Origin of the sequence: Pseudalkalibacillus hwajinpoensis, assembly GCF_039851965.1 — a bacterium.
Lineage (GTDB): Bacteria > Bacillota > Bacilli > Bacillales > Guptibacillaceae > Guptibacillus > Guptibacillus hwajinpoensis_E.
Window position 1 is genome coordinate 3,978,053 of the sequence record NZ_CP156674.1, and the last position, 14,836, is coordinate 3,992,888.

Below are 14,836 nucleotides of genomic sequence, written 5' to 3' on the forward strand. Positions count from 1 at the left end.
TGGTATCCCACATTTGCCCATAATCTGCTATACTACATGTGTAAGGGCGGTATCCTGGGATGGAGCCGCACCATTTAGTTACATTCAAAATGAATAGTCTGCCTTGATCCATGATTGGACTGGGACAGAGGGATGATACCGATATGTAACCTCCTTTTGGAGTGTTGCGGCAAGTCTGTGTTTTACAGACTGATGAGGCAACCCCTGTCAGCCGTAACTCCAGTATAGGAGGTTTTTTGTTCGGTTTCATGCTCCTCTGAAAAAGGAGGGAACTGAAATGAAGACAACAAGTGAATTCAAGAAAATGAAAGAAAGTAACGAACCAATTGCTATGCTGACAGCGTATGATTATCCTTCTGCGAAGCTTGCGGAAGGAGCTTGCGTAGATCTTATCCTTGTAGGCGACTCCGTCGGTATGGTGGCGCTTGGGTATGACTCAACCGTACCAGTGACGATGGATGACATGGTGTTGCATACGAAGGCAGTAAAAAGAGGCGCTACCAATACGTTTGTTGTAACCGACATGCCTTTCTTGACATATCACTGCACAGTTGCTGAGACACTGGCTCATGCAGGCAGATTGATGCAGGAAGCTGGGGCACACGCCGTGAAGCTTGAGGGCGGTGCTGATGTGATTATACAAATTAATAAATTAACGAAAGCCGGTGTACCTGTGATGGGACATCTGGGACTTACTCCACAATCTGTAGGAGTTCTTGGTGGTTATAAAGTGCAGGCGAGAGAATCAGAAGCAGCTGCAGAGTTGTTAAATGAAGCAAGAGCGATTGAAGAGGCTGGAGCCTTTGCGCTTGTACTTGAATGTGTCCCGAAACAGCTAACAGAGATTGTTTCAAGAGAGATTTCAATCCCTGTGATTGGGATCGGTGCTGGAGTATGCGCTGATGGACAGGTCCTTGTTTATCATGACCTGATCGGTTATGGAGCAACGCATGTTCCGAAATTCGTAAAGAAATATGCTAGCATTAACGAATCAATTGATCGAGCGATACAATCCTATGTCTCTGAAGTAAAAGGTCGAAAATTCCCGGAAGAGCAGCATTCATTTAACATGAAAGAAGAGCAGCTTGCTGGCATGTACGGAGGTAGTCGCTGATGAGAATTATTACAACAATTAAAGAAATGCAACATGAAGCAAAAACGATGATAAGAGAGGGTAAGACAATCGGATTTGTCCCGACAATGGGATATCTACATGAAGGACATATGAGCTTAGTTCAGAAAGCCAGGGAGAAAAATGATTGCGTTATCATGAGTGTTTTTGTTAACCCGCTTCAATTTGGTCCGGACGAAGATTTTGATCGATACCCAAGAGATTTAAAAAGAGATGAACTGCTTGCAAGAAAGGCTGGAGTGGATGTTTTATTTTATCCCCATGTGGATGAAATGTATCCGAAAGAGCTAACAACCATGCTCACAGTCAACAAGCGAGTCGACACCCTTTGCGGTGAATCGAGGCCAGGTCATTTTGATGGAGTAGCGACAGTTGTTATGAAGTTATTCCAAATTGTCCTACCGGATAAAGCTTATTTCGGGATGAAGGATGCCCAACAGGTCGCCGTTATAAAAGGTCTTGTAGATGATTATAACCTCCCGGTTGAAATTATCCCATGTCCGATCATAAGGGAGGAAGATGGGCTGGCTAAAAGTTCTCGGAATGTGTATCTGACTCCATCTGAACGGGAAGAATCGACCCTCCTCTCGCAGAGTTTGAATGCGGCTAGAAAAGTGATCCGCGATGGCGAGCGCGATCCTGGATTAATAATAGAGCTTGTTCAATCATATCTTAAGCAAACGTCAGGAACGATCGATTACGTGGAAGTGCTCTCTTATCCTGAGCTTCAGCCAGTCAATCGAATTAATGAAGAGGTTATTATAGCCGTTGCGGTTCAGTTTTCTGCTGCAAGACTGATCGATAACACCATGGCACTGAGAAGTGAAAAAGCGATAGGAGTGTAACATATGTTTGTAACGATGATGAAGGGCAAAATCCATAGAGCGCGAGTAACAGAAGCGAATTTGAACTATGTAGGAAGTATTACTATAGATGAAGATATCATCGACACAGTAGGGATGTTACCGAATGAGAAAGTTCAAATTGTAAATAATAATAATGGAGCAAGGCTCGAAACCTATATTATCCCAGGAGAGCGAGGTTCCGGTGTCGTATGCTTAAATGGAGCAGCGGCGCGTCTCGTTCAGGAAGGTGATGTCATTATTATTGTTGCGTACGGTATGATGAGCGAAGAAGAAGCGAAACAATTCACTCCACGTGTGGCTATAATGAATGAACATAATGACATTATTGATGTGATTGGTGCTGAACCAGCTGCCACAATCCTATAGAACGAGATGCTCCGGACTCTGTCCGGGGCTTTTTTTCGCTTCAAGAGGACTGCCCATATTATAAAAGATTTTCCGTTCTAATAAAAAAATGATAAAGTTAGATGGTGAAACTTCGACTAAAGTGGAACTGATTTCCTTTTGTCGGGAATATGAACAGGGTTTAAGCAACTGAGGTGAAAACGAAATGAATCGTTATACAATAATAGATTTTGAAACAACCGGTAATTCTCCTAAAAATGGAGATAAAATTATTCAGATTGGCTTAGCCGTTGTCGAGGATGGTTCCATCGTTGAGCGCTATGCCTCGTTTGTGAATCCAGAGCAGCGATTACCACCATTTATTCAGCAGCTAACCGGTATTACAGATGATGATGTCAAGGATGCACCATTGTTTGAGGAAGTGGCACCAGAGCTCCTCAAACGCCTTGATGGCGCTTATTTTGTAGCGCATAATGTTAGATTTGATCTTAATTTCATGAATGCAGAGCTTGATGAAAGTGGATACGAGCCCTTTTCAGGACCAATAATCGATACGGTTGAACTAGCGAGAATTCTTCTTCCAACGGCTGAAGCGTACAAGCTGTCCTGGCTTGCTGATCACTTATCGATTACACACGAAAACCCCCACCAAGCAGATAGCGATGCGGAGGTAACGGCAGAACTACTTTTGTATTTGTTTGATAAATTGAATGACCTCCCAATCGTCACATTACATCAATTAGCAGAACTTGCGGCGAGGCTCTACAGTGACATCGAAGTTGTGTTGAATGAAATGATTGAGCAGAAACAACTTGTGATTGAACCTGAGGGCAACTTTGAAGTTTTTCGTGATATTGCCATGAAGCGGCAGGAGGAACTTAAGGAAATTGAACCGATGAAAGAGCCAATTTTATTTGAGGAAGCACAAAAGGACCTTGCAGACAGGATGGCCCAAATTATCCCGGGCTTTGAAGTAAGAAAAGGGCAGAGCGATATGATGAAGCAAGTCGCTCTCGCATTTGAACAAAACCAGCACGCCCTCATAGAAGCAGGGACGGGTATTGGTAAGTCTCTTGGTTATTTATTACCTGGAGTTGTACATGCAAAAAACACCGGCAAACCTGTTGTTGTAAGCACCCATACCATTCAATTACAAGAACAGTTGTTACAGCGCGATATTCCTTTTTTGCGTGATATACTTCCGTTTGAGTTTGGTGCAACGATTATTAAAGGAAGAAGCAACTATCTTGATTTAACGCGATTTGAGCAGCAGCTCTATCGAGTAGAAGATGATAATTATGATACCATTTTAACGAAAGCACAAATTCTAATCTGGCTTCTTGAAACAGATTACGGTGATGTGGAAGAGCTTAATCTCTCAAGCGGCGGAAAATTATTCTGGCAGCAGGTGAAAAGCGATGCAGCCGTCTCAGCAAATCATCGCTCTCCATGGTTCTCGAGAGATTTCTATCATCGCCGAAAACGATTTTCGATGAATGCCGATCTAATTATTAGCAATCACGCGCTCTTATTCAGTGACCTTATAAATGAACACCAACTTCTTCCTGCATATCAACAGGCTGTAATCGATGAAGCTCATCATTTAGAAGATATTGCAACAGAGTTTTTCGGCGTTAAAACGGATTACTTCGCCATCATCCAGGGATTTGTTCGTATGGGCTTAAAAGACGGAGATGGGTTATATGGAAAAATCGTCAGTATCTTGAAAGATCTTGAATCAGATGTTCAGGAATACAAGGTGGAAATCGACGCCTATGTGAAAACAATTCTTGGAGATCTTGATGAGCTGTTTCGGATGCTTCATAGGTACGTGCAGAAAAATATCAACCGTTCGAATGAAATTGGTCGCTTAAGCTACCGTCTTACAGAGGAAAGCGGTCCTGCGTGGGAGGCGATCCAGGAAGCTGCCCATCGCTTGGTCTTTTATTTAAAAGATCTTGATAAAGTACTTAAGAAACTAGAAAAAGAATTCGACTTAAAAGAAGATGAACTAACACGTGAGCAGCTCAATGCTGCTGCCGATTTTAAAGGCATTCATGCTTCCGTTCTTGAAGAACTCGCTAAAGTGGATTACCTCCTTCTACAGGAAAACAATAATGATGTGAAGTGGGTCGAAATTGATCCAAAAGGGGCATTAAATTCAGCGTTTCTTTTCAGTAGACCTGTTGAAGTGGGGACAGTTCTCTCATCAGAGTATTTCGGGAAAAAGAAAAGCATCCTTCTAACTTCCGCAACGTTAACCGTTCGAAATTCTTTTGATTATATGGTAAAGCGTCTTGGCCTTGAAGAATTTGGTCCAATAGTCGAACGTTATGAATCACCATTTGACTATAGCGAACAGGCAAGACTCATGATTCCAACAGATCTTCCGATGATTAAGGATGTGTCAGACGCTCAATTTGTCGAGCACATCACAGATGCCATTTTACAAATTGCCCGTGTGACAAGAGGTCGTATGCTCGTTCTGTTTACGTCATATGACATGCTAAGAAAAGCGCATCATCGGATGAAGGAATTAATTGAGCATGATGAGTTGACGCTTATTAGTCAGGGTGTTGATAGTGGAAGTAGGGTCAGGCTAACAAAGAATTTTAAAGAAAGCGATGAGGCGATTCTATTTGGAACAAGCAGTTTCTGGGAAGGTGTCGATATTCCGGGTGAAGATCTTAGCTGCCTGATCATTGTTCGCTTGCCATTTTCACCGCCAGATAACCCTGTTTTCCAGGCAAGATCTGAACAACTCAAAGAGTCCGGGGGAAATCCATTTATGGAACTGTCTTTACCGGAAGCGATTATCCGATTTAAACAGGGGTTTGGACGACTTGTTCGGTCACAGCGTGATCGTGGCGCCGTATTTGTTTTTGATAGGCGTATCATTTCTACAAGATACGGTCGTTCTTTTGTAAAGTCTTTGCCTGAAGTTCCCCTTCTTAAAGGGAGCATTGAAGAATTAGTGAATGAGCTTGATCTCTGGTTATAAAGTTCTTCTTCATCACAAACTAACGCCATAGGAGGTATTGTGATGAAGATTATTGTTACCTTTTGCAGCTGGGTGCTGCTATTTTGTTTGATAGGACCCATTGCTGAAGCCTCTATTCAGTCGGTTGATTTGCATTTAGGGAATAATGAAGTAGCCATTACATTTCTCGATTTGTCAGTGGGGGAAGCCATTTTACTACAAAAGTCAGATGGTACGGCTGTATTAATCAATACGGGCAGTGCCGCATCTGAGCAGGAACTGATCGATCGCCTTCAGATGTTTCAGGTTAAAGAAATTAGCAGGGTTTGGCTTACGAACGCAGATGAAGCCTATGCCGGGAATTTTGAATCATTATTACGCTACTTTTCGATTGGTGAAGTGATGCTGTCTCAAAGTTTGCAACAAGCTCTTCTTCCAGAAATCCCATCTCACGTCAGGAAGAATACGCTGAAAGAAGAGCAGAAAATCACCTTAATGGAAGATGTAGAGGCAGAAATAGTGAACATATCTAAAGCAGGATCAGTGACTTTTATGCTATCCTTAGGTAGTCAGGATATCTTAATGATGGGCGATACAGATGAAGAGCTTGAGAAAACGATCAGCTCTTCCGGTAGAACGGTTGAGGTATTAAAGGTTGCGAATTTCGGAGGTGGCAATGGCACATCGACCGAGTTTTTGAGCGCGATTGATCCTCAGATGGCCGTTATATTTCGCCATAAGAATATTGATATCAGTGAATCTGTATTGGAGCGACTGAGCGAAAGCTGGACGGATGTGTACTACCCATACCGCATTGGGAGCGTTACGCTTCGTATGCAGGATGATCGTTATGATGTTATTACGCTTCCGACAAAAGAAGAAAGGTTACGCTGATCATGAATAATTGTTGCAAAATAAGCTAACTTATTGAAAAATAGTGGTAGTAAAACTGGTGCTTCTTTACGAGCGCCAGACTTTTCATGAAAGAAAAGGTGAAACCAAAAAGCCTGCGCAGTACGCAGGCAATGTTGGAAGTGGAGCATTTTCTTTTGCACCGCTTTTAGCGGTACTGATAGTTTGGCTTAAGCTCACGTAAACTATAAGTAGCAAATATTTGTGAACGTGGTAATAACACACTAAATAGGGAGTTGACAGAAATGGAATCTAATATCGAAGTATTGTCGACCGTTAAAGTAAGCAAGTCGCTCGATATTTACAAAATCGTGGATTCATTAAATCGGACACTGAAAGAGAAAGATTTAATGTTTGGACTTGCACTTGATGAAGAAGACCAGGAACAAATGATCTTTACAATTTATCGTACATAATAGGGTGAGTATATGCGAGTTATAGGGATAATTGCAGGCGTAATCATCGCTCTGTTTATCTGGCTTGGGTTTTCTTTTTATCAATCCATAATGGACCTACCCGATCAGTTGGAAGATAAAGCTACGGCCAGGGCACAATCAGAGTCTGCTATTACGAACATTGACGAAGTAATTCAATATCATGGTACGAATGATGCCTATGTCGTCCTCAGGGGTAATAATAGCTCTAACGAAGAATTATATGTTTTCGTACCAGAGGATGATGAGCCCCTCGTTACTAAAAAAACGAGTGAAGGAGTTTCTTCTGACACAATTAAAGAAAAGCTTACTGACCGATTTTCTCCGGAGAAAATCATCGCAATTAAACCGGGTATTGAAGTGAATAATGAAAAGCAACAGGTACTTGTCTGGGAAGCTACGTTTATTGATAAAAATGATCGCTATACATTCGCTTATTATTACTTCAGCAACGGTGAATACTGGCGCTCAAGAACGATCAGACAGAGTTAATTTTATACGGAGAGGAAGAGAGAAATGAACTTATCCAAGCGCGTAGCAGCACTAACACCGTCAGCTACACTTGAAATTACAGCAAAGGCAAAAGCATTGAAAGCAGAAGGCCATGACGTTATTGCTTTAGGAGCAGGAGAGCCTGATTTTAATACACCTACCCATATCTTGCAGGCAGCTGAGAAAGCAATGAATGAGGGATTAACGAAATACACGCCGTCAGGAGGAATTCTTCCACTGAAGGAAAGCATCATCAAAAAGTTTGAAAATGATCAAAACTTATCTTACAAAGCAGAAGAAATCATCGTATGTACAGGTGCGAAACATGCTCTTTACACACTGTTTCAGGTGATTTTGGATGAAGGTGATGAAGTGATCATCCCAACTCCTTACTGGGTAAGTTACCCCGAGCAAGTAAAGCTTGCAGGAGGTCAACCGGTGTACGTGGAAGGTAAAGAAGATAAATCGTTTAAAGTAACGGTTGACCAGCTAAATGAAGCGGTCTCTTCTAAAACAAAAGCCGTGATCATTAACTCACCTTCAAATCCCACCGGTTCAATTTACACACCTGAAGAATTACGGGAGATTGGTGACTTCTGCTTGAAGCACGATATCCTGATTGTTTCAGATGAAATCTATGAAAAACTTGTTTATGGCGGAGCCGAGCACACGTCAATTGCACAGCTTTCCAATGAGTTGAAAGAACAAACGATTATCATTAATGGTGTATCGAAGTCTCATTCAATGACGGGATGGAGAATTGGATATGCAGCTGGAAATAAACAAATCGTTAAAGCCATGACGAACCTTGCCAGCCATTCCACTTCAAATCCAACATCCATAGCACAGTATGCTGCACTTGCAGCCTATGAAGGCACTCAGGCACCTGTACTTGAGATGAAAGAAGCGTTTGAAGAAAGGTTGAATACAGTGTACGATCGTTTGAACAGCATCCCTGGATTCAACTGTGTGAAACCTCAGGGCGCATTCTACCTATTCCCAAATGCAAAAGAAGCGGCTCGGAAAACAGGATTCGCCTCTGTAGACGATTTCGTCAAAGGCCTGCTAGAAGAGGAAAAAGTTGCGCTTGTTCCTGGTTCAGGATTTGGAGCCCCGGAAAATGTTCGACTTTCATATGCAACGTCATTGGATGTCATATTAGAAGCGATTAACAGAATTGACCGTTTCATAAAAGCAAAGCAGGTCTAAGCAAGTTGTTCAATCCAGTCAGAATAGGTATAATATGTACTGGATTGAAGTGAAAACCAAATATCATATTAAGCGATGATGCGACGCCTGTTCATATGTATCAGGCGTGATCGCTTTTCTTAATTAGTTGGAGGGAAATGAGCAGTGAAAACGACGATTTCGAATGTTGACAAGCAAGTTGAACAGTCTGTAACGATCGGAGCATGGCTACATAATAAGCGTTCTAGTGGTAAAATCCAGTTTCTACAACTTCGAGACGGAACTGGATTTATCCAGGGCGTTATGGTGAAAAAAGAAGTTTCTGAAGAGGCATGGGAAGCTGCGAAGAATTTAACACAGGAGTCTTCCGTCTGGGTAACAGGAATAGTAAGAGAAGATGACCGTTCACAATCCGGTTATGAATTAACGGTAACGAATGTGGAATTAATTCATGAAGCCGTTGACTATCCAATTACACCAAAAGAGCACGGAACAGAGTTCTTAATGGACAATCGTCATCTCTGGATCCGTTCAAGACGTCAGAATGCCATCCTCCGAATCCGAAATGAAATCATTCGCGCAACTTATCAGTTTTTCAACGAAAACGATTTTGTTAAAATTGATCCACCAATTCTGACAGGTAGTTCTGCAGAAGGTACAACGGATTTATTCCACACAAAATACTTTGAAGAAGACGCTTATCTTTCTCAAAGTGGTCAACTTTATATGGAAGCAGCAGCAATGGCGTTCGGCCGCGTTTTCTCGTTTGGACCAACGTTTAGAGCGGAAAAGTCTAAAACACGCCGTCATTTAATTGAATTCTGGATGATTGAGCCTGAAATGGCCTTTATGAATCATGAAGAAAGTCTTGAAGTGCAGGAACAGTATGTGAGTTTCCTTGTTCAGTCTGTATTAGAAAACTGTCAAATTGAACTTAAAACACTTGATCGTGACCTTTCAAAACTTGAAGCAATAAAAGCTCCGTTCCCACGCATTTCTTACGATGATGCGATTACTCTCCTTAAGGATAAAGGATTTACTGATATTGAATGGGGTGAGGATTTTGGTGCCCCTCATGAAACTGCGATCGCAGAAAGCTTTGAAAAGCCAGTCTTCATTACGAACTATCCAAAAGACATTAAAGCTTTCTATATGAAACCCGATCCTGAGCGAGAAGATGTTGTCCTTTGTGCCGATTTGATTGCACCGGAAGGCTATGGAGAAATCATCGGAGGAAGCCAGCGTATCGATAATTTAGCTCTTCTTGAGCAACGATACAAGGAGCACGGACTGACAGACGATGCATATAAGTGGTACCTGGAGCTGCGTCGCTATGGTTCAGTACCGCATTCTGGATTTGGTCTCGGACTAGAAAGAACTGTTGCATGGCTCTCTGGAGTAGAACACGTCCGTGAAACGATTCCGTTCCCAAGACTTTTAAATCGACTATATCCGTGATAAACTAATAAAGGCGCTTCTTTCCCTGTGAAAGAGGCGTCTTTATCTGAAAAAGTTGCCGTATTTTTAAATGATTTACACTTAAATAGTGTTCTTTAAAAGGTAGTGGATATGAAAATGTGTGGACGTTTATCTTAACTAGCCAGATTATTCTACTCCCATCACAAAATGCCGGCATGCTATAATGAAAGGTAGAGGTGGATGGGATGAAGAAAGAACAAATGATGCAATTTTTGAATGAGGGTCATGTTTCTGTACCGAGACTACTGTTAAATTATTATGCTAGCGTCGGTTTGCAGGAAGAAGACACCTTCTTTTTAATCAGGTTACACAGTTTCATTGATCAAGGAAATTCATTTCCTACACCAGAAGAGCTTGCTTCGGCAATGACGTATTCTCCACAAGTTTGTTTAGACAAGATACAGCAGCTTATGCAAAAAGGTGTTCTTACCATTGAAGAGCACCGTAATGAAGCAAAGAGCTACTATTCGGAAGCTTATTCATTACTTCCGCTATGGGAGCGCATCTTTAAAGCAATTGAGCAGGAAGCAGCCGAAAAGTCAGCAGCGAAAAACGTTGAAAATGAAGAAAGTCTTTACACGTTGTTTGAACGAGAATTTTCTAGGCCACTATCTCCAATTGAATGTGAGACGCTTGCCATGTGGATTGATGGTGATAACCATGACGCAGAGTTAATTAAAGCATCGTTAAAAGAAGCCGTTCTTGCCGGGAAGTTAAACTTTCGATATATCGATCGGATCCTTTTTGAATGGAAACGTAATGGCATTAAAACAGTTGACCAGGCGAGAGCTTACGGTGAGAAATTTAGAAAACATCAGTATGATAAAAAAGCACCAGTAGAGAAACAGGAAACGGGGCAGAGTGCTCCGATTTATAATTGGCTTGGTCGATAGAGAGAAGCGGGAGTGAACCTTCCGCTTTTTTATTTAGAAAGGAATGGAGAGAGTGTTAACAAAAGCCCAAATACGAACAGTTCTTGACAAAATGGGTGAGATGTTTCCTGAAGCCCATTGTGAATTGAACCACTCGACGCCATTTGAGTTGGCGATTGCTGTTGTCTTGTCTGCACAGTGTACAGATGCCCTTGTAAACAAAGTGACACCCGTGCTGTTTGAGAAATACAAAAGCCCTGAAGATTTTATTGAGGTACCAATTGAAGAGTTAGAAAATGATATAAGACGAATTGGTTTGTTCAGAAATAAAGCGAAGAATATCAAGAAACTTGCACGTACGGTTGTAGAGCAATATGAAGGCGCACTACCCGAAACGAGAGAGGAACTGATGGAGCTTTCAGGTGTAGGCCGCAAAACGGCTAATGTGATCGCATCAGTAGCGTTCAACGTGCCAGCGATTGCAGTTGACACACATGTAGAACGAGTAAGTAAGCGACTTGGTATTTGCAGGTGGAAGGATTCTGTTCTTGAAGTAGAGAGAACGTTAATGAGAAAAATTCCGGAAGAGGAGTGGTCTGATTCTCACCACCGTTTTATTTTCTTTGGAAGGTACCACTGTAAAGCACAGTCGCCTCAATGTGAGATATGCCCTTTGCTTGAACTCTGTCGTGAAGGACAAAAACGAATGAAGCAACGAATTCGTAATGAACGGTAGAAGTATTCCATTAGAGCTTAAGCATCCACTATTTTTCATCGAAAATGATTGGACGTTTGAGCTGAAAGAAAAGGAAGAACGTTTGCCGTTCTATTACGAAATGCAAGCTAATTGTGAAGAATTGGACATTGCCCCGTGGGATGACCCAGCGGAGTTTATGATGAACTATTTTAATGGCTGGGAGAAAGTTGATGATGCGCTTGCTGAGCTTTTTGCGAGTCGAAGAAAGAGTAAAGCTAAGATTGAAATGATCTTCCAAATTGGGTATTTCCTTGAAGCGCTTTTCTGGATGAACGATAAACGAGCATGCCCCGGCGTATGGGAAGAGAGGTATGATGATCTACCCATTACACCGGTAAATGGAAAAGAGCGCATAAAATACTTGTTAGATAAACCTGATCATTATATTGCGTTTATTCAGCTGCGGAAGCTGATTGAGGAAATGCATAAAAAATGGGAAGTAAGTAAGATAACACGATAGCAGTTAAAAAGCGCATCAGTCTTAATCTGATGCGCTTTTTAATGCTAAGATGAGAGAAGAAGTAGTGAAAAAAACAAGCACAGGAGCCACGTGTAAAAAACGTGGCTCCTGTGCTTGTTTCATTTTACATTATTGTTCAGGTTTGGTTGTTGCAGGTGGTAAATTAGGTTGGGTAGTTGTGTCTTCCTCAGAGTTCCCGGTGCCGCCAGTATCTTCACCAGAATTTCCACCGTTGTTACCGGTATTCGCATCGCCGTTCCCAGTGTTATTGCCGTTACCCTGGCCATTCTCCTGGCCGGTGCCGGTTTCACCAGAATTTCCACCCTGATCGTCAGCAGGTGGTTGTTCTTCACCTTCACCATTTCCTGTCCCGTTCTCGCCGCCCTGATTATTTCCTTCTTCAGGAGGCGTTGTGCCTTCTTCATCGCCTTCTGAAGGCTGTTCAGGTTCCTCTGGGTCTACGGGTTCTTCAGGCTCTACAGGTTCTTCAGGTTTCTGTTCTTCTTCAGCTGGAACTTTAACAGAAGTTTCAGCTGGCTTAGTTGAAACACCTGCCTCGGTTACAGCCGTTACTCTAAAGTTATACTCGCTTCCTTTTTCGGCATTTTCAATTGATAAGCTAGTTTCCCCAGTCTCAGTAACGCTCTGGTAACCTCCACCGTTAATACTCATTTCAACTTTATAGGTAAACTTTTTATCTTCACCTGGTTGCCATGAAAGGCCAATGCTATTAGAATCCGCCTTATATGTGGCAGACAAACCTTTCACACCATCAGGCTGTTTATACTTATCAGATGTTTTTCCTGGAGTATTTCCTTTTACGAATAGTTCGTAAACGATTTGATCTTTAGGTGTGTAATCACTTGGGAGTAGCCCAGTGCTTTTCTCTACGCCTACTTCAACAACTGAATCTGGTTTCTTAAAGTCAGACGTATTAACACCTTCAGACACTTTGCTCATAATTTCTTTGAAGAGAAGTTTGGACGTATCATCTTCTCCTTTGCTTGAATCAAGGTAATGATTGTTAGGCTCATTAAATCCTGTCCAGACAGCCATTGAGTATTCCGTTGTATACCCTGCGAACCAGGCATCTTTTACAATTCCTGAAGTTGGGAACCCTTGACTTTGAATAGTATCTGCATCATGGTTCGTAGTTCCTGTTTTACCCGCAACAGGGAGACCAGAAATTTTGGCGTCTGTTCCGGTGCCACTTTCGACAACGGTTTTAAGCATATCGCTGATCATATACGCAGTGTAATCATTCATCGCTTTAACAGGTTCTGGTTCCAGATTTATTTCGCTTCCATCAGGGAAAACCACTTTTCGGACGGTATGAGGTTCATTGTACGTACCTCCGTTCCCGAATGCTGCATAAGCTCCAGTCATTTGCAGGGGAGTGGTTTGGAACGTTCCAATCGCGGCAGTTGGAACCATATCCTTATCTTCAAGACCCATACCAAGCTTATTAGCGAATTCCTTAGCTGGTTTTTCGCCAACTTCGAGGAACGTGTTAACAGCAGGGACGTTGTAAGACATTTCAATGGCGCGTCTCATGGAAACCTGCCCACGATAGTTTCGATCCCAGTTGCGGATGTTAGCACCGTTAATTTCAAGTGGTTCGTCCTTAATAGATCTACCTGTAGACCATTGCATGTTCTCTATTGCTGGTCCGTAAGCGATAATAGGCTTTGCTGTTGAGCCCGGCTGACTTGTACCGGTTGTCGCATACGTAATGATGCTCTCATCTTTACGCGTCTCACCAATCGCGCGAATGGATCCTGTCTTCGTATCCATCAGGACAAGCCCTGATCGGATGTTTTCATTCGAATAAGGATAGTTGGCTATTACTTCAGTTGTAATATCCTGAGCGCGTGTGTCAAGCGTTGTGTAAATTTGTAAACCACCAGAATAGATGTCTTTTTCTGTGATGTCTTCATGATCGCGTAATTCTTTCACAACCTGATCCATAAACACTTTATAATTATCGCTTTCTTTATCTTCACTTAACTTAACAATCATGTCGCCAACTTTTTCAGCCTGGTATTTATCAGCTTCTTCAGCTGTAATAACACCCTGTTTTTCCATTAAGCTTAACACCGTGTTTCTACGGTTTTCGGCTTCTTCAGGATACTCATAAGGGTTGTAATAAGTTGGACGCTGTGGGAGTCCGGCAAGTAGTGCAGCCTCACCTGGTGTTAAATCTTCCTCGGTAATATCTTTCCCAAAATAAGTTTCAGCGGCATCCACTATACCCCAGGAGCCATTGCCGAAATAAATTTTGTTCAAATACATTTCGAGAATTTGATCTTTTGTATATTCCTGCTCGAGCTTTATAGAAAGATAGGCTTCCTGAACCTTTCGTTCTAATGACTTTTCAGATGTTAAAAGGGAGTTCTTAATAACCTGCTGTGTAATTGTACTTGCGCCTTCAGCGCCAAATCCTTCAGTTACGTTAGCAAGTACAGCACCACCAATACGGCGGGGATCGATACCAAAATGGTCATAGAAGCGTGTGTCCTCAACAGAAACGAACGCATTTTTCACAATGTCTGGTATTTCATCGATTTTTGCTGTTTCCCTCGCATCTGTCCCTTCGATGGTTTGAACTTCTTCGTCCTTCCGATCAAGAATGACGGATGACTGAGGAGTCGTAAGCTTTTCAGGATCGAGCTCAGGTGCATTGTTAATGTAAGCTATTGCTGTAATACCACCTGCAACAATGCCAACTAAGAATAAAATAACAAGAGTAAGAAAAGTTTTCTTAATGATGCCCTTCTTGCCTCGTTTCTTGGACGAGGGCTTTTTCTTGTTGTTAATTTTACGTCGTTCTTGACGTGATTGATATTCATTCATGAATATTCCTGCCTTTCAAGCCTGTACTATTAATAGGATTCGAAACAATCGATTGTTTTATGAATA

At 42.1% G+C, this 14,836-nt stretch carries 13 protein-coding genes; 12 read left to right on the plus strand and 1 reads right to left on the minus strand.

Features of this window, described 5'->3' with window-relative positions:
- Nucleotides 1-277 precede the first annotated feature (277 nt).
- The 12 genes from panB (at nucleotide 278) to ABFG93_RS20700 (ending at nucleotide 11,917) form a co-directional block, all read left to right on the plus strand.
- The gene (gene panB, locus ABFG93_RS20645) at nucleotides 278-1,114 is read left to right on the plus strand and encodes a 3-methyl-2-oxobutanoate hydroxymethyltransferase (RefSeq protein ID WP_347549876.1); all 837 of its coding nucleotides are present in this window, start codon (nucleotides 278-280) and stop codon (nucleotides 1,112-1,114) included.
- Nucleotides 1,114-1,977: a pantoate--beta-alanine ligase gene (gene panC / locus ABFG93_RS20650; protein ID WP_347549877.1), complete on the plus strand. Its 864-nt coding sequence runs from the start codon at nucleotides 1,114-1,116 to the stop codon at nucleotides 1,975-1,977. The genes panB and panC overlap by 1 nt, the downstream gene beginning before the upstream one ends.
- A gap of 3 nt (nucleotides 1,978-1,980) precedes the next feature.
- Entirely contained in the window at nucleotides 1,981-2,364 is a 384-nt protein-coding gene (gene panD, locus ABFG93_RS20655; protein WP_347549878.1) for an aspartate 1-decarboxylase, read from the plus strand.
- A 184-nt stretch (nucleotides 2,365-2,548) separates the two neighbouring features.
- Nucleotides 2,549-5,344 (plus strand): ATP-dependent DNA helicase DinG, encoded by a 2,796-nt coding sequence (gene dinG, locus ABFG93_RS20660; protein WP_347549879.1) that lies wholly within the window; start codon nucleotides 2,549-2,551, stop codon nucleotides 5,342-5,344.
- Between the two features lie 42 nt (nucleotides 5,345-5,386).
- Complete coding sequence (locus tag ABFG93_RS20665) at nucleotides 5,387-6,217, plus strand: ComEC/Rec2 family competence protein (protein ID WP_347549880.1); 831 nt, start codon at nucleotides 5,387-5,389, stop codon at nucleotides 6,215-6,217.
- A 263-nt stretch (nucleotides 6,218-6,480) separates the two neighbouring features.
- Nucleotides 6,481-6,651, plus strand: a complete 171-nt coding sequence (locus tag ABFG93_RS20670) for a YpmA family protein (protein ID WP_136947239.1) — start codon at nucleotides 6,481-6,483, stop codon at nucleotides 6,649-6,651.
- Between the two features lie 12 nt (nucleotides 6,652-6,663).
- Nucleotides 6,664-7,161, plus strand: coding sequence for a DUF5590 domain-containing protein (locus tag ABFG93_RS20675; RefSeq protein ID WP_347549881.1), 498 nt, complete (start codon nucleotides 6,664-6,666; stop codon nucleotides 7,159-7,161).
- A 24-nt stretch (nucleotides 7,162-7,185) separates the two neighbouring features.
- Entirely contained in the window at nucleotides 7,186-8,370 is a 1,185-nt protein-coding gene (locus ABFG93_RS20680; protein ID WP_347549882.1) for a pyridoxal phosphate-dependent aminotransferase, read from the plus strand.
- 144 nt (nucleotides 8,371-8,514) lie between these two features.
- On the plus strand, nucleotides 8,515-9,807 hold the full coding sequence (gene asnS, locus ABFG93_RS20685; RefSeq protein WP_347549883.1) for an asparagine--tRNA ligase: 1,293 nt from the start codon (nucleotides 8,515-8,517) through the stop codon (nucleotides 9,805-9,807).
- Nucleotides 9,808-10,013: 206 nt separating this feature from the next.
- Nucleotides 10,014-10,721, plus strand: a complete 708-nt coding sequence (locus ABFG93_RS20690; protein WP_347549884.1) for a DnaD domain-containing protein — start codon at nucleotides 10,014-10,016, stop codon at nucleotides 10,719-10,721.
- Nucleotides 10,722-10,773: 52 nt separating this feature from the next.
- Nucleotides 10,774-11,436, plus strand: a complete 663-nt coding sequence (nth, locus tag ABFG93_RS20695) for an endonuclease III (RefSeq protein WP_347549885.1) — start codon at nucleotides 10,774-10,776, stop codon at nucleotides 11,434-11,436.
- On the plus strand, nucleotides 11,426-11,917 hold the full coding sequence (locus ABFG93_RS20700) for a YpoC family protein (protein WP_347549886.1): 492 nt from the start codon (nucleotides 11,426-11,428) through the stop codon (nucleotides 11,915-11,917). The genes nth and ABFG93_RS20700 overlap by 11 nt, the downstream gene beginning before the upstream one ends.
- A 129-nt stretch (nucleotides 11,918-12,046) precedes the next feature.
- Here the strand turns inward: ABFG93_RS20700 and ABFG93_RS20705 are convergent, their stop codons facing one another.
- Entirely contained in the window at nucleotides 12,047-14,770 is a 2,724-nt protein-coding gene (locus ABFG93_RS20705; protein ID WP_347549887.1) for a PBP1A family penicillin-binding protein, read from the minus strand.
- Between the last annotated feature and the right edge of the window lie 66 nt (nucleotides 14,771-14,836).

Bases quoted from the DNA above. Each gene is read 5' to 3' on its own strand.
- ABFG93_RS20705 (WP_347549887.1), bottom strand. From the start codon at position 14,770: ATGAATGAATATCAATCACGTCAAGAACGACGTAAAATTAACAACAAG.
- ABFG93_RS20670 (WP_136947239.1), top strand. From the start codon at position 6,481: ATGGAATCTAATATCGAAGTATTGTCGACCGTTAAAGTAAGCAAGTCG.
- ABFG93_RS20690 (WP_347549884.1), top strand. From the start codon at position 10,014: ATGAAGAAAGAACAAATGATGCAATTTTTGAATGAGGGTCATGTTTCT.
- dinG (WP_347549879.1), top strand. From the start codon at position 2,549: ATGAATCGTTATACAATAATAGATTTTGAAACAACCGGTAATTCTCCT.
- ABFG93_RS20675 (WP_347549881.1), top strand. From the start codon at position 6,664: ATGCGAGTTATAGGGATAATTGCAGGCGTAATCATCGCTCTGTTTATC.
- panC (WP_347549877.1), top strand. From the start codon at position 1,114: ATGAGAATTATTACAACAATTAAAGAAATGCAACATGAAGCAAAAACG.
- ABFG93_RS20680 (WP_347549882.1), top strand. From the start codon at position 7,186: ATGAACTTATCCAAGCGCGTAGCAGCACTAACACCGTCAGCTACACTT.
- ABFG93_RS20700 (WP_347549886.1), top strand. From the start codon at position 11,426: ATGAACGGTAGAAGTATTCCATTAGAGCTTAAGCATCCACTATTTTTC.
- panD (WP_347549878.1), top strand. From the start codon at position 1,981: ATGTTTGTAACGATGATGAAGGGCAAAATCCATAGAGCGCGAGTAACA.
- ABFG93_RS20665 (WP_347549880.1), top strand. From the start codon at position 5,387: ATGAAGATTATTGTTACCTTTTGCAGCTGGGTGCTGCTATTTTGTTTG.
- panB (WP_347549876.1), top strand. From the start codon at position 278: ATGAAGACAACAAGTGAATTCAAGAAAATGAAAGAAAGTAACGAACCA.